This is a genomic window from Acinetobacter sp. TY2, assembly GCF_046269225.1.
In the GTDB taxonomy this organism is placed as follows: Bacteria; Pseudomonadota; Gammaproteobacteria; order Pseudomonadales; family Moraxellaceae; genus Acinetobacter.
Map to the genome: position 1 here is coordinate 14,379 of NZ_JBJZOR010000011.1, position 22,751 is coordinate 37,129.

The 22,751-nt window shown below is 38.1% G+C and carries 20 protein-coding genes; 14 read left to right on the forward strand and 6 right to left on the reverse strand.

All coding sequences use genetic code 11. The features are described from left to right. Window positions 1–67 precede the first annotated feature (67 nt). From ACK1JC_RS08745 to ACK1JC_RS08760, 4 genes are read right to left on the reverse strand one after another with little or no spacing between them, the layout of a single operon-like run. The gene (locus ACK1JC_RS08745) at window positions 68–1,096 is read right to left on the reverse strand and encodes an alpha/beta hydrolase (protein WP_409511485.1); all 1,029 of its coding nucleotides are present in this window, start codon (window positions 1,094–1,096) and stop codon (window positions 68–70) included. Next, window positions 1,097–2,275, reverse strand: coding sequence for a YdcF family protein (locus ACK1JC_RS08750; RefSeq protein ID WP_409511486.1), 1,179 nt, complete (start codon window positions 2,273–2,275; stop codon window positions 1,097–1,099). 9 nt (window positions 2,276–2,284) lie between these two features. Continuing rightward, entirely contained in the window at window positions 2,285–3,319 is a 1,035-nt protein-coding gene (gene murB / locus ACK1JC_RS08755) for a UDP-N-acetylmuramate dehydrogenase (protein ID WP_409511487.1), read from the reverse strand. Next, complete coding sequence (locus ACK1JC_RS08760) at window positions 3,319–3,843, reverse strand: low molecular weight protein-tyrosine-phosphatase (protein ID WP_409511488.1); 525 nt, start codon at window positions 3,841–3,843, stop codon at window positions 3,319–3,321. The genes murB and ACK1JC_RS08760 overlap by 1 nt, the downstream gene beginning before the upstream one ends. Window positions 3,844–3,963: 120 nt before the next feature. On the opposite strand from ACK1JC_RS08760, the gene ACK1JC_RS08765 reads away from it, so the two are divergent. Next, a complete protein-coding gene (locus tag ACK1JC_RS08765) occupies window positions 3,964–5,121 on the forward strand; it encodes an iron-containing alcohol dehydrogenase (protein ID WP_409511489.1) in 1,158 nt (385 codons plus the stop codon). 264 nt (window positions 5,122–5,385) lie between these two features. Then, on the forward strand, window positions 5,386–5,823 hold the full coding sequence (locus ACK1JC_RS08770) for an acyl-CoA thioesterase (RefSeq protein WP_409511490.1): 438 nt from the start codon (window positions 5,386–5,388) through the stop codon (window positions 5,821–5,823). A gap of 18 nt (window positions 5,824–5,841) precedes the next feature. On the opposite strand, the gene dnaX is transcribed toward ACK1JC_RS08770, so the two are convergent. Further along, entirely contained in the window at window positions 5,842–7,965 is a 2,124-nt protein-coding gene (gene dnaX / locus ACK1JC_RS08775; protein WP_409511491.1) for a DNA polymerase III subunit gamma/tau, read from the reverse strand. Between the two features lie 230 nt (window positions 7,966–8,195). Here dnaX and ACK1JC_RS08780 point away from each other — a divergent pair, with 230 nt between their 5' ends. The 6 genes from ACK1JC_RS08780 to ychF all read left to right on the forward strand — a co-directional run bounded on the left by ACK1JC_RS08780 (window position 8,196) and on the right by ychF (window position 14,236). Beyond that, window positions 8,196–9,095, forward strand: coding sequence for a LysR family transcriptional regulator (locus ACK1JC_RS08780; RefSeq protein ID WP_409511492.1), 900 nt, complete (start codon window positions 8,196–8,198; stop codon window positions 9,093–9,095). 127 nt (window positions 9,096–9,222) lie between these two features. Continuing rightward, window positions 9,223–10,308, forward strand: a complete 1,086-nt coding sequence (gene trmA / locus ACK1JC_RS08785; RefSeq protein ID WP_409511493.1) for a tRNA (uridine(54)-C5)-methyltransferase TrmA — start codon at window positions 9,223–9,225, stop codon at window positions 10,306–10,308. Window positions 10,309–10,559: 251 nt separating this feature from the next. Beyond that, complete coding sequence (locus ACK1JC_RS08790; RefSeq protein WP_409511494.1) at window positions 10,560–10,787, forward strand: hypothetical protein; 228 nt, start codon at window positions 10,560–10,562, stop codon at window positions 10,785–10,787. A 315-nt stretch (window positions 10,788–11,102) separates the two neighbouring features. Further along, entirely contained in the window at window positions 11,103–12,350 is a 1,248-nt protein-coding gene (locus tag ACK1JC_RS08795; RefSeq protein WP_409511495.1) for a transporter, read from the forward strand. 238 nt (window positions 12,351–12,588) lie between these two features. After that, on the forward strand, window positions 12,589–12,834 hold the full coding sequence (locus ACK1JC_RS08800; RefSeq protein ID WP_409511496.1) for a hypothetical protein: 246 nt from the start codon (window positions 12,589–12,591) through the stop codon (window positions 12,832–12,834). A gap of 310 nt (window positions 12,835–13,144) precedes the next feature. After that, window positions 13,145–14,236, forward strand: coding sequence for a redox-regulated ATPase YchF (gene ychF / locus ACK1JC_RS08805; protein WP_409511497.1), 1,092 nt, complete (start codon window positions 13,145–13,147; stop codon window positions 14,234–14,236). An 88-nt stretch (window positions 14,237–14,324) separates the two neighbouring features. Here the strand turns inward: ychF and ACK1JC_RS08810 are convergent, their stop codons facing one another. Beyond that, window positions 14,325–14,807, reverse strand: a complete 483-nt coding sequence (locus ACK1JC_RS08810; RefSeq protein ID WP_409511498.1) for a hypothetical protein — start codon at window positions 14,805–14,807, stop codon at window positions 14,325–14,327. A 101-nt stretch (window positions 14,808–14,908) separates the two neighbouring features. Between ACK1JC_RS08810 and ACK1JC_RS08815 the strand changes: the two genes are divergently transcribed. The 6 genes from ACK1JC_RS08815 to ACK1JC_RS08840 all read left to right on the forward strand — a co-directional run bounded on the left by ACK1JC_RS08815 (window position 14,909) and on the right by ACK1JC_RS08840 (window position 22,720). Then, on the forward strand, window positions 14,909–15,649 hold the full coding sequence (locus ACK1JC_RS08815) for an AzlC family ABC transporter permease (protein WP_409511499.1): 741 nt from the start codon (window positions 14,909–14,911) through the stop codon (window positions 15,647–15,649). After that, window positions 15,649–15,990 carry an L-valine transporter subunit YgaH gene (gene ygaH / locus ACK1JC_RS08820; protein ID WP_409511500.1) on the forward strand — a complete coding sequence of 114 codons (342 nt, stop codon included), beginning with the start codon at window positions 15,649–15,651 and terminating at the stop codon, window positions 15,988–15,990. The genes ACK1JC_RS08815 and ygaH overlap by 1 nt, the downstream gene beginning before the upstream one ends. Before the next feature lie 282 nt (window positions 15,991–16,272). Further along, on the forward strand, window positions 16,273–17,481 hold the full coding sequence (purT, locus tag ACK1JC_RS08825) for a formate-dependent phosphoribosylglycinamide formyltransferase (RefSeq protein WP_409511501.1): 1,209 nt from the start codon (window positions 16,273–16,275) through the stop codon (window positions 17,479–17,481). 26 nt (window positions 17,482–17,507) lie between these two features. Further along, on the forward strand, window positions 17,508–20,174 hold the full coding sequence (glnD, locus tag ACK1JC_RS08830) for a [protein-PII] uridylyltransferase (RefSeq protein WP_409511502.1): 2,667 nt from the start codon (window positions 17,508–17,510) through the stop codon (window positions 20,172–20,174). A 530-nt stretch (window positions 20,175–20,704) separates the two neighbouring features. After that, complete coding sequence (locus ACK1JC_RS08835; RefSeq protein WP_409511503.1) at window positions 20,705–21,355, forward strand: potassium channel family protein; 651 nt, start codon at window positions 20,705–20,707, stop codon at window positions 21,353–21,355. 12 nt (window positions 21,356–21,367) lie between these two features. After that, on the forward strand, window positions 21,368–22,720 hold the full coding sequence (locus tag ACK1JC_RS08840) for a TrkH family potassium uptake protein (protein WP_409511504.1): 1,353 nt from the start codon (window positions 21,368–21,370) through the stop codon (window positions 22,718–22,720). Window positions 22,721–22,751 lie beyond the last annotated feature (31 nt).

The window sequence follows — 22,751 nt, forward strand, 5'->3', positions numbered from 1 at the left end:
CATTACTCTTAAACTCATTTAATGCGAATAATAGTCAGGTTTATACAAATAATTTAGTAAACATAAATTAATAAATTTCAGCTGTTGAATGCGCGTGTAAAAAAGCAGGAATCAACCCTGTTAATGCAGCCCGAATACTTGCCCTCTCATTAATGAGTTGATGAGAACCCTCTTCAAGCATTAGAAGTGTTTGTAAACGGAATTTACGACGAATAAATTCAATATTATAGCGCCAATCTACGGTTTGATCTTGTGCACCTTGTGCAAGCCAAACTGGAATTCGACATGCGGGTCGAGCTTCCATTTCTTGCATCCATTTTGACATTGCTAAAATCCAATCCATACCCATCATTCGTGGTTGTAGAGGATCTTTTAAGCGCACAAAACGCAAAAACTCAGGATTATGATTATTACGGCGGAAATGACGAGGTACTTCACGTTTAATACGGCGGATAATACCTAAGCCAATCGAGTTATGCCACCATGCTGACTTCGCAGGACGAATCAAAGGTGATAACAATAAAACACGTTGCACAATCGGGTTTTCACGGCGCTGAGCATACTCAAGTAAATGGTGCATCCAAATTGCACCACCAGTACTTTGCCCAATGCCCAACCAAGGTTTAGGTAATTGATCTGCACTTTTTACATACTGATATACTGCATGTAAAACATCTTGATAATGATCAAAATTTTTAATATTGGCAGGTGAACCATCACTTAATCCATGCCCTGGCAAATCATAGGTTAGAACACTAAAACCTTGTTCTAACAACTCACGAATAATCGGTTGATAAATACCGCTATGCTCTAAATAACCATGCAATAAACATACTGTACCTTTAACATTCTCAATCTGTGGCTTAAAAACCTGAACATGCAATTTAAATAGCGGCATTTGAATATAGCCTTGCCAATAATCGCATTCTAACTGATCAAAACCATATAAGCGGCTATATGCCTGTAATTCACGTGATGGATGATAAGAACGGTTTAAATTTAATGCTTCAAGTAAATGAGGTGTTTCGTCACGACTTGGTACGGGTAAATCAAGCTGTTTAAGCACAGTTGGATTTAAAAATGGCATATCTGACATTTATGGAACCTCCCTACAGCCACTTGAACCAAATAACATATCTCGAATGGTCGCCAACAATTCATAATTAGCACGGCGACTATGATCATAGTTTTGTTTAGCCGGTTGCCATTGGGTTAATGTCGTTGGCATCGGTGCTTCCACAGGAATAGTGGCAATTCCATTTAAGGCAAATAAGCGTCGTGTTCTTGGCATATGATAACGATCTGTAATTAATAACACAGTCGGTGCACCCCCTTTTTTTTGTAATAATAATGAGCTAAAACGGGTATTTTCACAGGTATTCATACTACGATTTTCAAGTAATTTTGCTTTTATACCACGTTGTTCAAGCCAACGTTGCATATAGGGTGCTTCTACACCACTCAGTACAATAGGTAAACTAAATTGTTTTTCCAAGGCTAATGTGGTTTCCAATCTTAAGCGGGTATATTTATTAATCACGATATCTTTCTGATTATCGGCAAGGGTTAAACCTCCACCTAAAATCACAATGGCATAAGGTCGATTTGCTACATTATTGTCTTCCGAACCTTTTTGCGTCTCATTATTTTGAGTATTTAAATAAGCAATATCTTGATTGACTTGCTGATTCACTGCTTCTTGTTCAGCTTCAGTTTCAATTTTAACGTCATGTGATGTTAAATATTGCTCATATTCCTCCATCAGAGCTTTATTATCGGCATTATTCAGTGTAAGCAACTCAGCAATTGGGTCTTTTTGCTGTTCCAATTGAACAGCGCTCGCCTCTGATGACGCTTGCTCTAGAAGCGGTATAATGAGCGGAATGGATATTTGCTCTTTTTTATCTTTTTCTTCAGCTTGTTTTTTTTCACTGTCCTGACGAATTTCATTTTGCAATTGCTGATATCGTGCCTGCAGCACACTTAAATCTTGTGGATCTTTACTTTTTAATGCTGTTTCAACCAATTTTAAATAGACCTGACGTGCAACCCAAAGTCTAGAACCTGGCTCTAAAGTTTCATCGGTTGAAAGGCTTGCTTGTTGTTGACTTTTTGCTGCAACCTGATTAACTTCCACAGGAACAATTGCATTGAGCAATTTGACCATCATATTTGAATAAAATGGCGTGTAAAGGAAAACAATGAAACAGCCGAATAACACGAAAAATATCGAGAGAAAACGTACAAGTCGAATCATCCAATGCTGTTTCTGCATAGTTTTCAATTAACCCACATGTGGCTGAATTAAGCCCTGATCATTAAACATTACGGGTTCAGGTTCAAGTCGTACAGTAAATTTCTGCAACACGTCATGCTGCACTGCCCAATACGTTTCTTGGACATCGGTCAATGAAGCATTTGCATAATTCACTAAAACTAAGGCTTGTTGAGCAAACATACCCACCTGACCAAGCTGTTTGCCCTTCCATCCCGTTTGATCAATCAACCAACCTGCAGCAACTTTGACCTGATTATTTTTTTGTGGGTAGTGCGGAATATTGGGAAACTTATCCAACAAAGGTGCAAACTCTTGCTGTGTAATGACTGGATTTTTAAAGAAACTTCCTGCATTTGGATAATCTTTCGGATCAGGCAGTTTACTTTGACGAATATAAATTACTTGCTGTTGCAAATTTTCAGGTGTTAAATCATTTTGCATTGCTGTTTTTAAATCGCCATAATCTATTTTCAAATTTGGCTGCTTGAGTAGTTTAAAAACAACATGAGTAATAATATAGCGATTCGGATCATCTTTAAAAATACTATGACGATAAGCAAAATTACAGTCTTGTGCCAAAATACTCGCTGTTTGATTTAAAACACGATCATACACTTCAACCGATTGAATAAAATCACCAACCTCTACGCCATAAGCACCAATATTTTGTACAGGTGCAGCCCCAACTAAACCTGGAATTAAGGCTAAATTTTGTAAGCCATAGATTTTTTGAGTCGTTGTCCATAGTACAAAATCATGCCAATTTTGCCCTGCACCAACACGAAGCGTTTGAGTATCTTGATCATCTGCCAATACATCAATACCCTGAATATTCATATGCATCACCAATGCATGAATCTTTTCAGGCAATAACATATTGCTTCCACCTGATAGAATCAGAATATTCAACTGCTGTTCTTTTGCATAAGCAAGCGCCAGCTCAAGATCAGCCATTTCATTAATTTCAACATAATGTGAAGCGATTGAATTAAGGCTTAAAGTATTAAAAGGTTTGAGCTGAATTTGAGATTGAATATTCATCAAACTACTCCTTTAACTTCGGATTTCGCCTTTTGAAAGACTTCTACCCATGCTTGACTGCTCGACTCACACTGATCAAGTACAAGCTCAAAATCACTTGCATCTCCATAATATGGGTCTGGCACAGCTTGTTTTGGGTAAATCGTGTCATGTTCACTCATTAGTGCGACTTCTGCACGAATTTTTACCACTCCATATTCAGTCATTGCAGTTTTTTTTAAGCGTTGAATATTATTATAATTTTCTGAATCCATCGCTAAAATTAAATCAAAATCAAGAAAATCAGATATTAATAATTGTCTTGCACGCAAGTTAGATAAATCATAACCACGCTTTAGCGCATGTTGTTGACTACGCAAATCAGGCGCTTTGCCTGGATGGTAATTACTTGTTCCAGCTGAGTCGATAATCACATTCAGTTGTCCACTGTCACAGTAATGTCTGAGCACCACTTCTGCAGTGGGTGAACGACAGATATTTCCAAGACATACACATAACACCTTATAGGGCGTTCTGAACGACATAACAACCTCAAAAATACATTTATTTTATAGATGCCTATGTTAAGTTATTTATAGGGTGAATCCTATAGAATCGTAAGACAATAATGTTTAATTTATGATGACAGATTAAGGAAAATACGTATGAACCAATTTCAGTTTCAGACCACGGCAAATATTATTTCTGGAATTGGCTCTATCCAACAACTAGCAACACTAATCAAAGATGCACAGTACAAAAAAATCCTACTTGTGACTGATCCCGGTATGTTGCAGCATCAACTGCATGTCCCTATTTTAGATATTTTCAAAGATGTTTTAGTTGAATATGCAATTTATGCCGATGTCCAAGCCGACCCACCTGAATACATCATGCTTGAAGCCGTCTCTTTTGCTAAACAACATCAGGTCGATGCCATTATTGGTTTTGGGGGCGGAAGCTCACTGGATGTTGCCAAAGTTATTGCATTGTTAGCAGATCCTCGTCAAAACCAATCTATTCAAGATATCTATGGCGTAAATAATGCAAAAGCACCTCGTTTACCATTGATCTTAATTCCTACCACAGCAGGTACAGGTTCAGAAGTTACACATATTTCGATTGTCACCACAGGTGAAACCACAAAAACAGGCATTGTTTCTCCAATTTTTTATGCCGATACTGCCATTTTAGATGCCACATTTACCACAGGCTTACCTGCACATATTACCGCTGCCACAGGTATAGATGCGATGGTGCATGCTATTGAGGCTTACACTTCTAAAATCAAAAAGAATTTTTATGCCGATATGCTGGCAAAACAAGCCTTAAAACTACTCAACAAAAATCTCACACCCGTTTTAGTCAATGGACAAGACCTTGAAGCACGACAAAATATGCTTCTCGGTTCAATGCTTGCTGGGCAGGCTTTTGCCAATGCACCCGTTGGAGCTGTACATGCACTCGCCTATCCATTGGGTGGACATTTCCATCTTTCACATGGGCATACCAATGCATTGGTTTTACTTGAAGTCCTAAAGTTTAATGCACCCAATGCCAAACATTTATATGCGGAACTGATGCAATGGCTTGACCCATATAGCAAAGGCAGTATTGATGGTTTATGTGATTTATTTATTGATCACATTCAAAGGCATTTGGATGGCAGTGGACTCACATTAAAACTACGAGATTTAGGCGTTCCTGAACATATGCTCGAAACTCTCGCACACGATGCTATGTTGCAAACACGATTATTACAAAATAATCCAAGAGAAATGACTTATGAGCATGCATTGAAAATATATCAAGCCATTTACTAATGGCTGAAATGGAGTATTAAATGCTTCTCTTCTAATAGCATTTTTGCAAAAGTCAAAAACTGAACATTTTTTCATTATTTAAATTTTAAGTTAAAAATTCCTTTCTCCTGAAAGAGAGAGAACTAGAATGAGGGGAATATAAATAAATATCTCTCCCGCCCCCTCTCCTAAAGGAACAGGGAACTCATATCTAAACTTTGAATTTGTTCGATGAATAACTGATGCAAGAGATCCGATATTGACTGAATCAAGAATAGAACTTATATGAAACCAACCATCAAAAAACGCCAAGATTATGCTTTCTTTTTACCCATCCAGACCCGTTGGGCAGACAATGATATTTATGGGCACGTCAATAATGTAACCTATTATAGTTACTTTGACACCGCAGCCAATTCATTGCTGATTCAGCATGCAGGTTTTGACATTCACCATTCACCTAATATTGGTTTAGTGGTCAATTCTTCCTGTAATTTTATGCAAGAACTGACTTATCCAGAAATTATTGAGGTTGCAGTCGGTATTAGTAAATTGGGCAATAGTTCAGTTACTTACGATCTTGCCATTTTTAAACAGGGACAAGATCAGGCTGCGGCTCAAGGCAGTTTTGTGCATGTTTTTGTCGAACGTGAAACGAAAAAAAGCACCCCGATTTCGCCTGAAATGCGCAGTGCTCTAGAAAAATTTCTCGTCCAAGCCTAATGCAAGGACGTTTTCCTTTTAAGGTTTCAGTTGAATGTTCTGAATTTCACCATTGAAAGCATTCATTAAATTTTTAACCACCGATTCATCGTGCAACATTTCTGCCGCACGATCAAAGGCTCTGATTTTACGCTCGTTTTGTAGCTCAAAAGGTGTGGTTTCTTGGCTTTCACGATAAGTAAAACTCAAACGTGTATGTGACCACTGTTCATTCAATGCATTTTCAAGGGTGTGCTGAAACTGTACCAATAAGTTCTCGTACTGCTGCGGAATAGAAAATGTAGACTGACCATTAATCTGTCCTGTCATCACACCATGTTGCGCAAGCTCTTGTACCGCAGGTGATAATTGACTATTGCGGAACCAATATTCCCACTTTTTAACATCCCACTGGCCTTCTAGATTTTGCGGTGTCAGTTGTAAAATTTGTTGTGGCGTTTGCGTTGAACCTGTCAATTGAACAGCTATTGATGGTGCAACGGTACTATTTTGTGAACTAGAATTAGGTATTCTTCTGTCATTAGATTCTGGTTCAATATTTATATCTTGTGCTGCCTGCTCAGTCTCAGGTGCAAGGAAGAAAATATCTTCTGTCTCTACAGTCGACTGTACATTTTGAGGTGTACTTGTTGAAATTGTATTGCCACCAAAAAGTGTTAAATCAGGTATTTCTTGTATCTCTATTGATTCTGTTGAAAGCTCATTTTGCTGAGCGACAGGTTCTAAATCAGCAGTAGATGTTTCTATAGCTGTCTGTATATCGACCTTTTCAACTATTTGTGTCTGTGCTTCAACTAACTCCATAGTTTCAGTCAATACGGTATTGGCATTTTTCGGTGAAGACACAACTTCATCTAAAGGTTGACTAAAAGCTTCATCCACACGATGTAAACTCGGATTTCCTTCCAATTCTTCTATTGTTGATGGTTGAGTCTGTTGCTCTACAGGCGCTTCGATCTGCTGTGTATGTTGTGGTTGTGAAGTCGCTTGTGAATGATTTTGCTCAATCACCTGTGTTTGCACAGATTGATTGGTGCTTACTGTTATTTCATTGGCTTGTAACGGTCTAAATGCAAGTAAACGCAACACCGTCATTTCAAAACCTTGCTCTTGCGTCACGGAAATTTGTAAGTCAGCACGACCTTTACATGCAATTTGATAATACAACTGCAAATCTTGTGCGGAAACAACTTGCGCCAATTGAGTAATTTTTTGATTGATTTCAGCGCTATATTTTAAGCTTAAATCAGGTAGATATTGCATGAGTGCCAATTCATGCAAGGTCGAAATCAATTGATCAAGCACCAAAGAAACATCTAAGGCTTGCTGACGGAACTGACGCAACAATTGGCTCATGCGTTCACGCTGATTTTGATGAATCGCCAAAATCAAATCATAAATAATCGTACGATCAATCAACCCTAACATTTCTTTGACATCTTGATGATGTACTTCGCCTTGACCATAGGCAATCGCTTGATCGGTCAGTGATAAGGCATCACGCAATGAACCTTGTGCAGATTCAGCAATTTGCCAAATGGCATCAGACTCAGCTGCAATCTCTTCTTTACCCAAAATATCGCTTAAATGATGAGTAATTTCATCGACAGCCAAAGGACGCAAGGTAAATTGCAAACAACGTGAAATTACAGTAATCGGTAATTTTTGCGGATCAGTTGTGGCGAATAAAAATTTAACGTGCTCAGGTGGTTCTTCTAGCGTTTTCAATAAGGCATTAAATGAATGTGTCGACAACATATGCACTTCATCAATCAAATAAACCTTGAAACGCCCTTGTGTCGGTGCGTAAGGTACATTATCGAGTAATTCACGAGTATCTTCTACTTTAGTACGTGATGCTGCATCAATCTCGATCAGATCAATAAAACGCCCTTCGTTCACAGCTTTACATGTTGCACAAACTTCACACGGCGTTGATGTCACACCTGTTTCGCAATTCAGACATTTTGCCAAAATACGGGCAATCGTGGTTTTTCCGACTCCACGTGTTCCTGTAAACAAATACGCATGGTGTAAACGACCTCGGTCTAACGCACTCGTCAAAGCACGGGAAACATGATTTTGCCCGACAAGTTCATTAAAATTACGTGGACGATATTTACGTGCAAGTACCTGATACATGAAAACTCCTGATTTCAAAGCTAAGGATACTGTGTTTTTAACGATTAGTGAACGCACTTATTGAAGTGATCATTTTGATCTGTGATTATTCGACCATTTTCACTCAATTTATAACACCAATAATGCATGGAGCATTTACATTTTTTACACATAGTCACGATAGCTTAGATTGACTTTTTGCAACGAAATACATTTAAATAATTAGATTGTTGCACAAATGGAATGCTTTTATGCTCTCGGATTTAGATGATTTTTATTGTTTTTCCCTTGTTGTTGAACATGGCGGATTTAGTGCAGCCGAACGCGCAACAGATATCCCTAAATCAAAACTCAGCAGGCGCGTCTATAATCTCGAAGAAAATTTAGGTGTCAGACTGATTCAACGAAGTTCACGCCATTTTGCAGTGACCGATATTGGAATGAATATTTTCCGTCATGCCCAAGTGATGGTTAATGCTGCACGTTCAGCGCATGACTTAGTCGATCATTTGAGTGAAGAACCCCGTGGAGTCATTAAAGTCAGCATTCCAGTCAGCATTGCACAAAATGAAATGTCAAAATTACTACCTGACTTTATGAAAATGTATCCTGAAATCAAAATACAATTTCTTGTCAGTAACCGCCGTGTTGAAGTAATCAATGAAGGCTTTGATGTTGCTTTACGTGTGCGTGCAAATTTAGATGATGATCCTAATTTAGTCATTCGCAAGTTTGAAAATATTGAGCAACATCTATTTGCAAGCCAAGCCTATTTAAATGAATACGGTATGCTTAAACAACCTGAAGAATTAGCTGAACATCGGATTCTCAGTATGGTGGAAGAACATTTAGACCAACAATTATCTCTGCATGATAAAGATAATCAGCAGAAAAAAGTCAAAATCAATCCCATTGTGATGGGTTCAGATTTAATTATGATAGCCAAACTTGCAAGCCAAAATTGTGGTATTGCACTTTTACCCGATACAGTTGCCGAAGACTTTATTCGTACTGGTAAACTCGTTCGTGTTCTTCCTGAATGGAAAGCCTCACATGGTATTCTCCATGCAGTTTATCCATCACGCCGTGGACAACTCCCTGCTGTGCGGGTGTTTATTGACTATTTAGTTGAGCATTTGACCAAACGCTAAATTTGTCCAAGTCGTATACATTTATATTAAATCCTTGATCGCAAATATTTGCAGTCAAATTAAAGAAATTGACTGCATTTTTTGATACCATCGCTACTGCTTTGTCTCAGTATGAATCTAAATTTTTATGACTTCAGTTTATCAGCAACAGCTTGATGCCAAAATCGACCGTATCCGTAATCAATTCAGTGCGTTCAATCCACCTACATTAGAGGTATTTGAATCTCCTGAACAACATTTCCGTATGCGTGCCGAATTCCGCATTTGGCATACTGATGATGACATGTTTTATGCCATGTTCGAGCGCAGTGAAGATAATCAGCAAAAAACTGTGGTGCGTATTGATGAATTCCCCATTGCAGATCAAAGCATTAACACCTTAATGCCAATTTTATTGGCTGCACTGAAAGCCAACCCACTCTTATCTAAAAAATTATTTGAAGTACATTTCCTTGCGACACTCAAAGGTGAAATGTTGGTGTCTTTGGTTTATCGTGCGCCACTCACTGATGAATGGGATACTTTAGCCAAGCAGTTGGCAGAACAACTTAATATTAAAATCATTGGTCGTAGCCGTGGTGTTAAACGTGTTTTAACTGAAGAATATGTAGTTGAAGAACTTCAAGTTTTTGACCGTACTTTCCAATATCAACAAATTGAAAGCAGTTTCACACAACCGAATGCGCAAGTGTGCCAAAAAATGTTGCAATGGGCATGCACAGCTGCTGAAGGTTCAAGCAAAGATCTACTTGAATTATACTGTGGCAATGGTAATTTCACCCTACCTATGTCTTTAAAATTCAACCGCGTACTCGCAACTGAATTGGCTAAATCATCAGTTTATGCAGCACAGTGGAATATTGAAAAAAATAACATTGAAAATATTCAAGTTGCACGCTTATCTGCGGAAGAATTTACCCAAGCTTATAATGCAGAACGTGAATTCCGCCGTTTACAAGAAGCTAATATTGATATTCAAAGTTATGATTTTGATACTGTCTTTGTCGATCCACCACGTGCGGGTATTGATGATGACACCTTAAAATTATTGCAAGGCTTCGAACGTATTATCTATATCTCATGTAACCCAGATACTTTACATGACAACTTAAAAACATTAGCGCAAACCCATAAAATCAGTAAATTTGCCATGTTTGATCAATTTCCATATACCCATCATGTTGAATCAGGTGTATTACTCGAAAAGATTTAAACAATTTATTTCAAAATCAAATCATGAAAAAAAGGTGTTGTTTCTATAGCACCTTTTTTTCTTATATTTATTTCATTGATAATCATCATTATAAATTAAATATTACAAAACTCCTGTCAACTTTCATTCTTTTGTCACAATTATTCCATCATTTTTACGTTCAATTTATGACGGATGGTTCAGTTACAAACTTGCATTTATATTTAAACTCGCTATATTTCAAATCATGTTAGGTTGCGAATGAATGCTCTATGAGTTTTTGGCATACGTTGTTCTCTCCAAATGAACAACAAAATGAACATAAGAATCAAGTTGCTTGTATTGAAAATGATTGTTCATGTAAAACAAATGATCAGCTGTTATCTCTGTTAACCCAAGCCACCGATGAAGATGTCATTGCTGGAATTAAAAAAGTTTTAGTCTCTCGAGGCTATAGCAAAAAAGAGTTAAATCAACTACAGCATCCACCGATTCAATAGTCATGGATGACAACAGTCGATGAAAAAAGGCATTCAGTTTACTGAATGCCTTTTTAATAACAGAAATAATCAAGTAAATACATTTTCAATAGACAATACTTCAGTAAGCCAAAAATACCGATACACGATATTAAAATCTAAAAACAATTCTATGACCGATGCGCCCCCCATTAAATGGTCAATCTCCCCCTTTCGTATGATAATTAAAAATGATTCACTTTGTTTTATAAGATTTTTTCAAATTTCTTAAAAGATATTAAAACTAAGAATATATAAGTTTCTGCATAACAACAGCATGATACAAGGAAGAACATCATGAAAATAAAACCACTACTACTCGGTATGCTCTATATCATGCCCGCAATATACAGCGCGACAAGCCACGCATCTGCAATGGATCAATCGGGTCAGTCTATTTTGGCTTTTCTTGAAGATAAAAATTATTTTGAAGCGAATATTACAGTCGCGGATCCTGATGTTTCAGGGAAGGTCCGCAGTAATCGCCCAGATTTGGTCAATAGCACCGACCTCAACACAGGTGATATGGCAGAGTCATTTCAGTATTACAATGCTGCCTTAAAATTACAAATTGCACCACAATTTTCATTTGGTCTGATTTACGATCAGCCTTTTGGTGCAGATGCTGCCTATCCCTTACGTAGTAACAATACTTTGTCCGATAATGAAATAACGATGCAAGGTACATCTGCTGATGTCGATAGCCAAAATATCAGTATGCTTTTTGGTTTCCAACCCCACCCATCTTTTAACCTCTATGCAGGTGGTGTATACCAAGCAGTCAAGGGAAAAGTTTCTCTTCGGGGTAACTCAATGAGTATTTTTAACGGTTATGATGCTAGTTTTAAAGAAGATAGCTCTGTTGGTTGGTTAGCAGGTATGGCTTTTCAAAGCCCCGAGATTGCACTCAAAGCAGCAGTTACCTATCGTTCTGGAATCAAACATCAACTTGATGCCAATGAAACCATTTTTGGACAACCTCTTGAGTTAACGGGTTTATCCACCACTGATATTACTACCCCTCAATCGGTCAATATCGACTTTCAAACAGGAGTTTTTAAAGACACTATTGCCTACTTAAATGCACGTTGGGTCAATTGGAAAGATTTCACCATTCGTCCAACACAGTTTGGTGCTCTTAGCGAGCTTGCAACAACTGAAATGAGTCAAGGCACTTATACAGGCGGTTTTAATTTAGACGATCACCAAAAAGATCAATGGAACGCAACACTTGGTATCGGTCATCAATTTACTGAGAAATGGAGTGCATCCACTGATGTGAGCTGGGATTCAGGAACAGGAAATCCGTCTAGTGTGCTGAATCCAACTGAGGGCGGTTGGGGTGTGGGCTTAGGCATACAATATAACCCCGCACCAAACTACTTTATAGCAGGTGGCATAAAATATTTTTGGATTGGTGATGCTGTTGCACAAGATGGTACGTATCACATACCTGTAGCAGGTGCTGCTGAAATGGCTGAACATGCGGATTTTAATAAGAATAACGCAATGGGGTATGGCTTAAAAATTGGCTATCGCTTTTAAGGCTAATGACATTTTCACTTTTCTATAAAAAGAAATATTCAAAAAATTGTTTAATCAAAACAATATGGGCAGCTCACTGAATTACTCATATTGTTTCCGATGAAATTCAATTTTTTTATCAAATTCATAAAAATAGCTAAAATCTTCTGTTATGATCGACGCATACATTGAACGAACTTATCTCAATAATAAAATCAAAGATTTAAATGAAATAAACACTAAAGACAAGGAAAATTAAATGAAAAAGTCTGCCGTTATACTACTTACAGGCTTAAGTATTCTACTGACAGCCTGTAGTAAAATGCCTAAAGAATGTGAACAATCTTGGGAACATATTGCTGTTATAGCAAAAAAAAGTGGTATTCCAGATGATGCCATTGAAACACAAAAGAAAGAATTTGAACGTAATGTTCAAGAGATGCCAAAAGATAAAGCCATTGAAGTATGTAATGCTCAAAATTCTATTTTTGGTTTGGTTAAATAATTTAAGATACTTAATTTAGGCATGTATTTAGATACTATTCGATACATGCCTAAATTCCTCACTACTCACTAAAATAAATCACCAATCCATGACTGTTATGAATATCCCCAATATTGTCGCAACAATTTTTCTTCATCTTTTCAATTTAACACTAATATTTAGCCATATTTTAGCCTATTGAACCCTCATAAAAATTAAGTCAATTAAGTACTATTTTATAAATTTTCAATCTTCATACTTTCACCTGACTTTATCACGGCTTTCATGTAAAATCGTGGGCAATTTTTATAGAACACTTTGTGAGTTTTTCATGGGTTTTAATTGCGGTATTGTCGGCTTGCCGAACGTTGGTAAATCTACTCTTTTCAATGCATTGACTAAAGCTGCTATTGCTGCAGAAAACTTCCCATTCTGTACGATTGAACCTAATACAGGCATTGTACCTGTACCTGACCAACGTCTAGACAAACTTACTGCCATTGTAAAACCACAAAAAGTTATTCCAACAGCAATGGAATTTGTTGATATTGCAGGTTTAGTTGCAGGAGCATCTAAAGGTGAAGGCTTGGGTAACCAATTCCTTGCAAACATCCGTGAAACTGATGCGATTGCGCACGTAGTTCGTTGTTTCGAAGATGAAAATGTCATTCACGTCAATGGTAAAATTGATCCCTTAGATGACATTGCAACTATCAATACAGAACTTGCACTTGCCGATTTAGACACAATTACTAAAGCTATTACACGCTTAGCAAAATCTGCAAAAGGTGGCGATAAAGATGCCATTGCAACCAAAGCTGTTTTAGAAAAAATCTTACCTTTACTTGAAGAAGGTAAACCTGCTCGTGCAGCGGATTTAGATGATGATGAACGTAAATCGGTACGTGGTTTTGGTTTAATGACTTTAAAACCAACCATGTACATTGCCAACGTAGCCGAAGATGGTTTTGAAAACAATCCACACTTGGATGCTGTTAAAAAATTAGCGGCTGAAGAAAATGCAATTGTTGTTCCACTTTGCAACCAAATTGAAGCTGAAATTTCATTGCTTGAAGATGAAGACCGTGCCGAATTCCTTGATGCTTTAGGCATGGAAGAACCTGGTCTAAACGTCGTAATCCGTGCAGGTTATAGCCTTCTTGGTCTTCAAACTTATTTTACAGCAGGCGTCCAAGAAGTCCGTGCTTGGACAGTTAAAGTCGGTGCAACTGCGCCACAGGCAGCAGGTGTAATTCACACTGACTTTGAAAAAGGCTTTATCCGTGCTGAATGTATTGCCTATGATGACTTCATTCAATACAACGGTGAAGCAGGTGCAAAAGAAGCAGGTAAATGGCGTTTAGAAGGTAAAACTTACATCGTTCAAGACGGTGATGTTCTACACTTCCGTTTTAACGTATAAGCCCTCTTAAACACCATATAAATACGATAAAAAATGCCCTGATTCTTCAGGGCATTTTTTTAGGTAATGATCTTCTAAAATCGTGGATTTAAAAAAGATTGTTATACGCTTTGGTATTCCCTTGGCTCGGATTATCAATTGCATCTTTACACTGTGCTTTATCACGTTCATATTCTTGTTGTTTTTGCACAAGTGAACCATCTTTTTGCAATGTTGAACGTGCAAAATTATCAAGAGATGTTAAAGCTTTACGACATAAAGCATATTTCCCCTCTGTCACTGAATCTGTCATTTTTACATTAATGCGCCAATCTGTACTAAGCTTACGAATAGGTTTACGGACATTTTCTTCAATTAAATTCAATTGCTTACGATAGACAAAGGGTTCAACCTGATTAATCAATTTCCATGCTTCTTTAGCATAAGTCGTTGCATCATTGGTCAGTTTCGGTGCAGTTTTAATTTCAACCTGCTGTTTTGGTTGTTCAGATGATTGACCACAACCTTGCAGTAAAAATACTATTGAAATTAAGCCCATCATCAAGATGGACGGTAACTTAATCACAGACATATATGCGCCTAATGGATGAAAACGATTCGCTAATATGCTAATAAATTCGGGTACAATACTCAACTTCATTTTATCCTTTGATCAATTCTTCATGGTGTACCGTGTCTGAGCACAAAACTCCTCCAGTCGATCCTGCTGGTTTTTGGCAAGGCGCTAAAGATAGTCAAGCCATTATCTTTACTTACCTCCCAGTGTCATTTGCCTTTGGCGTATCTGCAACCCAATTTGGTTTTAGTGCTTGGGAAGCTCTATTTTTATCCTGTTCTATGTATGCTGGTGCAAGTCAATTTCTTGTTGTTGCATTACTTGGCAGTGGAACCTCCATTTGGATGACCGCTTTAACTGTCATCGCTTTAGATATTCGACATGTTCTATATGGCCCTGCTCTACAAAATCTCATTCAAGATCGTTTGAATATGAAAAAAACTGCAGTTTGGGCGTGGGGCTTGACCGATGAAGTGTTTGCAGCAGGCATGATTAAACTGTCACAACGTCGTCAGGAATGGTCTGAATCTTGGATGTTAGGCTTAAGTTTATGTAGTTGGCTCTCGTGGGCATTAGGTTCTTTTCTTGGTGGTTTATTTGCCGATCAGGTCAGTAATATGCCTCAATTTTTACAGGCCGCACTCGACTTTTTACTTCCTGCACTGTTTTTGAGTTTCTTACTTGCAGCCTTTGAAAAGAAACATACTTTTGTCGTTGCTGTATGTCTTATTGTTTCTGCTATTGCGTGTTATTTCATCAATATGTCTGTCGCTATTTTTATTGGTATTACATCGGGAATTTTAGCAGGCTTATTTAAACATTATGTTTTAAAGCATCATAATGAGGTTAATATCTAATGGATTTACAGATTATTTTAGTCGGTATTTTGGTGGGTATTGCCAACTTTGCATCCCGTTTTGGTCCCTTTTACGTGATTCAAAACAGTCAAAAAACTTCTCAAAATCGTGGTTCAACTTGGCTCAAAATTGCATTAGGTAGTATCGGAATTTCAGCAATTAGTTCTATGCTCATTGTCGCAACACTGCCACCACTCATTGAAACACCGAATAAAAGTTTTGCCATGTTGGTCGGTTTTGTTGTACTGATAGGGTTATATTTTAAATTTAAACGGATTGTTTTGGCGACGTTAACGGCAGCTTTGGCATATGGCTTGGTTTATACTTATTTGCCTCTTTAAATGATGATATGCCAATAAAATCGTAAAACCGAATACACAATAATAGGCTAAATATCCAATAATTTTTAGCCTATATTTTTCCGAATCATAAAATAACAAATTAAATCAAATAATTAATTAACATTCATAAATATTTACTTATGAATGATGTTGTAACTCAAAGTCAGATTCATAACCATTGGTTGTCTAACAAAATCTATTATTTTATGTGAATCTGCCCTTAACACAGCGATCAGTTCTGCTATGCTTAAAGCCCCTAGAAATCAGGCATGGAAGAATAACATGAGCGTCACTTTGGGTACTCCACTTCAATCATCAGCATTTAAAGTTCTACTTCTTGGCTCTGGTGAGCTTGGTAAAGAAGTGGTCATTTCACTACAACGACTTGGTGTGGAAGTCCATGCTGCTGACCGCTATGAAAATGCCCCTGCCATGCAAGTTGCTCATTTTTCTTATGCCTTAAATATGGCAGATCCTACAGAACTCAAAGCACTGATTGAAAAAGTAAAACCTAATCTTATTGTTCCTGAAATTGAAGCAATTGCAACCGAAGTTCTTATTGAGATTGAACAACAAAATATTGCAACTGTTATTCCTTCTGCAAAAGCGGTCAACTTGACCATGAACCGTGAAGGCATTCGTCGTTTAGCTGCAGAAGAACTTGGTTTACCGACCTCAGCTTATCGTTTTGCAGATTCATTAGAAAGTTTCCGTGCTGCGTGTGATGACATTGGTTATCCAAATTTTGTTAAACCAGTGATGTCATCTTCAGGCAAAGGACAATCTCGTGTTAAAGAATATGCCGAAGTTGATGCAGCTTGGGAATATGCGCAAACAGGTGGCCGTGTCAATCAAGGTACAGTCATTGTTGAATCGCAAATTGATTTTGATTTTGAAATTACCTTACTCACAGTTCGCGCTAAAAACGCACATACGGGTGACATTGAAACCCATTTCTGTGATGCCATTGGACACCGTCAAAATACTGGTGATTATGTTGAAAGCTGGCAACCACAACCGATGAGCGATGCTGCACTGACTGAAGCAAAACGGATTGCCAATAAAGTCACTGTTGCACTTGGTGGTTGTGGCATCTTTGGTGTTGAACTGTTTGTCAAAGGCGATAAAGTATGGTTTAGTGAAGTTTCACCACGCCCACATGATACGGGACTTGTGACACTTGCATCTCAATTTCAGAGTGAATTTGAACTACATGCTCGTGCCATTTTAGGTTTACCAGTCAATACTGAGCGTCATAGTATCGCAGCAAGTGCCGTAATCTATGCTGGTGTGGATGCAAGTAATTTGTCTTACAGTGGTCTAAATCTTGCTTTAACAAATCCTGCGACCGATTTACGTTTATTCGGTAAACCCGAAGGATTTAAACGTCGTCGTATGGGCGTAGCAACTGCGCGTGCAGAAACCATAGAACAGGCACGTCAACTAGCTCAGGAAGCAGCCGATGCTGTCACTGTCAACTTGAACAACTAATTGATAAATTTGCGGACAATTTTTTCATGATCGATACTATTCCACTGTTATCCTGCGTTGCAGACATTCACGATATCAAAGCCATTAACCAATGGCGCACAGATGTCGAAAAGCAATTACAGGAAAGCTTTGAGTCGGGTCACTCTATTCGAGAAATTGTCCGTAGCCGTTCAGACATTATTGATGAAGCACTGATTTTTTTGTGGAATCATGCTGAACTTGATCAAACTGACTTAAGCCTCTTTGCAGTCGGTGGTTATGGTCGTCGGGAAATGTTGCCTTATTCTGATGTCGATATCATGGTCTTATCGGAAGATGAACTCACACCTGAACAAGAAGAACAAGTCACTGCCTTTATTGCGTCACTTTGGGATGTTGGTAATTTTAAACCAGGAATTAGTGTACGTACCATTAAGAGTTGTTTTGAACAAGCCACCAATGATTTAACGGTTGCTACGGCATTAATTGAAGCACGAACAATTATTGGCAATCCGCACCTTGCCAAATGGCCACGTCGTATTGTGTCGCAAACATGGACAGATAAAACCTTCTTTGATGCAAAAATAGCTGAACAAGCGCATCGCTATGCGCAGCATAACCATACCGAAAGTAATTTAGAACCTGACATTAAAAATGCACCCGGCGGTATTCGAGATATCAACCAAATTGGTTGGATTGCAAAACGTCATTTCCGAGTCAATCGTATTTATGACTTGGTGCATTTGGGTTTTATTTCTGAATTTGAATTGCGTGTTTTAGAAGAAGCTGAAAACTTTTTATGGGAAATTCGCCACCATTTGCATCGCATTACAAAACGTGACGAAAACCGTTTATTATTTGATTATCAACGTGAAATTGCAGCAAAATTTGGATATACCCGCACTGAAGATCAACATCCAAATTATCCTATTGAACAATTTATGAAGTGTTACTACCGTACTGCACAGTCGGTTTCGACACTCAATGAAATGTTATTGGCGTATTTTAATGAGTCCGTCATTACCCCTCGCCTTCCTAATTATGAACGTAAAATTGAAAACATCAATGAGCGCTTCAAAGTTGTCGATGGCAAACTTGCCGTACAACATCATAAAGTTTTTTCAGAAAAACCAAGTGCGATTTTAGAAATTTTCTATTTGCTTGCTAATACACCGAATGTTGAAGGTATACGCGCCCGTACTTTACGTTTACTGATTTTAGCCGCTAAACGCATTGATATTAATTACCGTAATCATCCTGACAATCAGGCATTGTTTATGGCAATTTTACGTTCCCCACAGCGTCTATATGAAACATTAGTCGCCATGAAACGCTATAGCGTTTTGGGTAATTATATTCCCGCATTCGGTCAAATTATGGGACTCATGCAATATGATCTATTCCATATTTATACCGTTGATGCACATACATTGCTTTTATTGCGCAATTTAAGTCGCTTCAAAGAACCTGAATTTGCTAAAGATTATCCTGTAGTCAGTTCTGTGTATCAGCGTTTACAACGTCGTGATTTAGTCCTTCTCGCTGCACTATTCCATGATATTGCCAAAGGTCGTGGTGGAGATCATAGTGAACTCGGAGCTGCCGATGCCATTGAATTTTGTCGTGCACATGGTTTGACTGAACGTGAATGTAATCTTGTCGCATGGCTCATTCAAAATCATTTACTGATGTCCATAACTGCACAAAAAAAAGATATATCAGACCCTGATGTGGTAAAAACATTTGCTGAAAAATTAGGTGATATGGAGCATCTCGATCATCTATATACACTGACTGTTGCTGACATTAATGCCACCAATCCAAAGTTATGGAATACATGGCGTTCTTCACTGATGCGTCAACTGTATACACATGCACGTGACATCATCCGTTCAGGTTTAGATCGTCCTGTGGATTATCAAATGCTGATTGAAGATACTAAATTTGCAGCAAGTGAAAGTTTAGTGAATGAATTTTCATTTGATCAAGTCCAAAGTGTGTGGAAAGAACTCGGTGATGAGTACTTCATTAAAGAATCTGCCGATGAAATTGCATGGCACACACGCGCCATTTTACAACACGGTGATAATCCTGCACCTTTAGTGCTCATGCGTGCGCACCGAAAAGCAGCACAAGATGCCGTTCAACTATTCATTTATACCCGTGACCAACCCAATTTATTTGCAACCACTGTCGCTGTACTCGACAAAATGAATCTTGATGTTCAAGATGCACGTATTATTACTGCAAGTACGTCATTTAGCCTAGACACCTATGTGGTTCTTGATCGTTTTGGCACTTTACTGACCGATCCTGATCGTGAATTAACCGTTAAAGAAGCACTCGTCAAGGCATTGAGTAATTCCGATGTTTATCCGGGCTTAATGCAACGACGTATACCCCGTCAGCTACGTCACTTCGAAATCGAAAATACAGTTGATGTCACGCTCAACGAAGTATTACAACAAAATATGGTCGAAATTTCTACGCTTGACCAACCCGGTTTACTTGCAAAAATAGGCGGGATCTTTATGATGCAAGGGCTTGATATTCATTCTGCACGTATTGCGACACTCGGAGAAAAAGCCGAAGATATTTTCTTTGTGACCAAAAAAGATGGCATACCACTTAATGCAGAAGAAGCACAAATTTTTGCTGAGCAACTAAAGTCTGCACTCGATGAAGCATCGAGTCAGGTCTTTAGTCAGCACTAAGACTTTGGCTTGAATATTCAAGCTAAATAAAATGACTTAAGTATTGTTCATAAAAAAGCGAGTCAATTAAAATGCCTCGCTTTAATTTTCTAAACTTTATATCAAGGCACTTTTATTGATTCCGACACTTGTATTCATTCCAATGTAACTTGCCATCAAACTTCACGCTATCAATGCCTATCCAACCATTTGATTCGTTGCATCCTTAACCATCTTCATACCAAGATAGACCGCAGAATATAGGGTTATGAAATGGATATCGTTTAAGGTTTTAATAAATATCAGGTTTAAATTTTTTTAGAATCAGGTGATTGGAATTCACGAGACCAAGTCGCATTACTAATTATAGGAATAATAATCAATACCTAAAATCCTATACGACCTCATCCAATCTCTATCCACATCTATTTCTCTGTGTCAATTGATTCCAATTGCACTGAAAAATACTTAAAATGCCAACAATTGTTAAAACATTAACGCATTGATATACAATTCAACAGAGTATGGCGTGAGTAAGGATTATTAAGTATATGGCATTATTTGCAGTCATTGGTTTAGGTAGTTTCGGGGAAGCGGTTGCACTCGAACTCACAAACTTAAATCACGATGTCATCGGAATTGATACACTCAAAAAAAATGTAGAAAATATTGCCGATAGAATCAGTCATGCCGTCATTGCTGATGCAACTGATGAGCACGTGCTGGACGAACTGAATATCAAAAATTGTGATGCCGTTGTGGTCGCGATTGGTGAGGACATTGAAGCAAGTATTTTATGTGTATTACATTTAAAAAATCTTGGTATTGAAAAGATTTTTGTAAAAGCCAAATCAAAATCTCATCACATGATTTTATCGCATTTAGGTATTACTAAAATTATTCATCCTGAAGAAGATATGGGAATCCGTATTGCGCAGAACCTGAGTTATCCGATGGTTCGACGCTATATGGCGCTCAACAATGAACACTATATTGTGAAAATTGAAATTGGAATCAGTTTACAAGGTGCTCAATTTGCAACACTAATGGAAGAAGCTGACGGACTTAAAACATTATTATTACAACGTGGCTCGCATGTACTATATGAAATTGCACCAGGAACAATTTTGCAGGAAAAAGATATTCTGATTATTGAAGGGCCTGTCGAAATGCTCCGTAAACTCTCCACACGTTTCCTGTAAATAAGGAAGACTATGAGATTATCTAAACATGAGTTGATCGATAAAAAACAAAACCGCATCAATCTCAGCCCACCGAGTCTACTTGCACTCGGCTTTTTAAGTTTTATCATTGTTGGAACAATTTTACTCAAATTGCCTTTTGCCAATCACGGCGATGTCGATTGGATGGAAGCCCTTTTTACAGCGACTTCTGCAACGACAATTACAGGCTTGTCAGTAGTCAATGTAGGTGATGCTTATACCTTGTTTGGCAAAATTATCATCATGCTACTCATTCAATGCGGTGGCTTAGGTTTTATGACTTTTGCCATTTTAGCAGCACTTAGTTTGTCGCCTAAAGTGGGCTTAAAACAACAAATTATGGCGCAAGAAACCATTGGGCAGACAAGTCTTGCTCGAGCAACCTTCACTGCAAAAGGCGTACTCATCTATTCTTTATTTTTTGAATGCGTAGGGACGATTATTCTCACCATGGCATGGATGGAACATTATGATTTTAAGCATGCTTTCTTCTATGCCTTGTTTTACAGTATTTCAGCTTTTAATAATGGTGGATTTTCCCTTTTCCCCAATAGCTTGATGAGCTTCTCCGATCAATATATGGTCACATTTACCATCAGTATGCTTTATATGGTGGGTGGTTTAGGCTTTCTTGTTCTCATGGATATTAAGCGTGCTAAACGATGGAAAACGCTTTCCACCAACAGTAAACTCATTTTATCGACCATTGCAGGACTTAATCTCTTTGCATTTATCACCATTTGGGCTCTTGAAGCAGGAAATCCACTGACGCTTGCTCCAATGTCGATTGGCGACCAAGCTTTAAATGCATGGTTCCATGCCACAGTACCACGCTCTTCAGGTTTTAACAGTCTAGAAGTCAGTAGCATGACCGATGCTTCAACGCTCGTTACCATGATGCTGATGTTTATTGGTGGTGGTTCACTCAGTACCGCAGGTGGGATTAAAGTCGGTACATTTATTATTATGGTACTCAGCGTAATCACCTTTTTAAGGCGTTCAGATGAGTTAACTGTCTTTAAGCACAGTATTCCCCATCATACAACCTTTAAAGCCTTAGCTGTAATTGCCATTACGTCTACACTTATTTTGATTGGCTTTTTTACTCTACTCATTCTTGAACCCAATAAACGTTTTTTAGACCTATTGTTTGAGGCTGTTTCCGCTGCCTGTACTGTTGGTTTATCTCGTGGTGTGACCGAAGATTTAGGACATGCCAGTCAATTTGCCTTAATTCTACTCATGTTTGCAGGACGACTTGGACCGCTTACCCTTGCCTATCTAATTGCAACACCGAAAAAGAGTCGAGTCAGCCATCCTTCGACAGAAATTCAGATTGGTTAATCATCTAACTATTCACCTAATCAAAATTAAA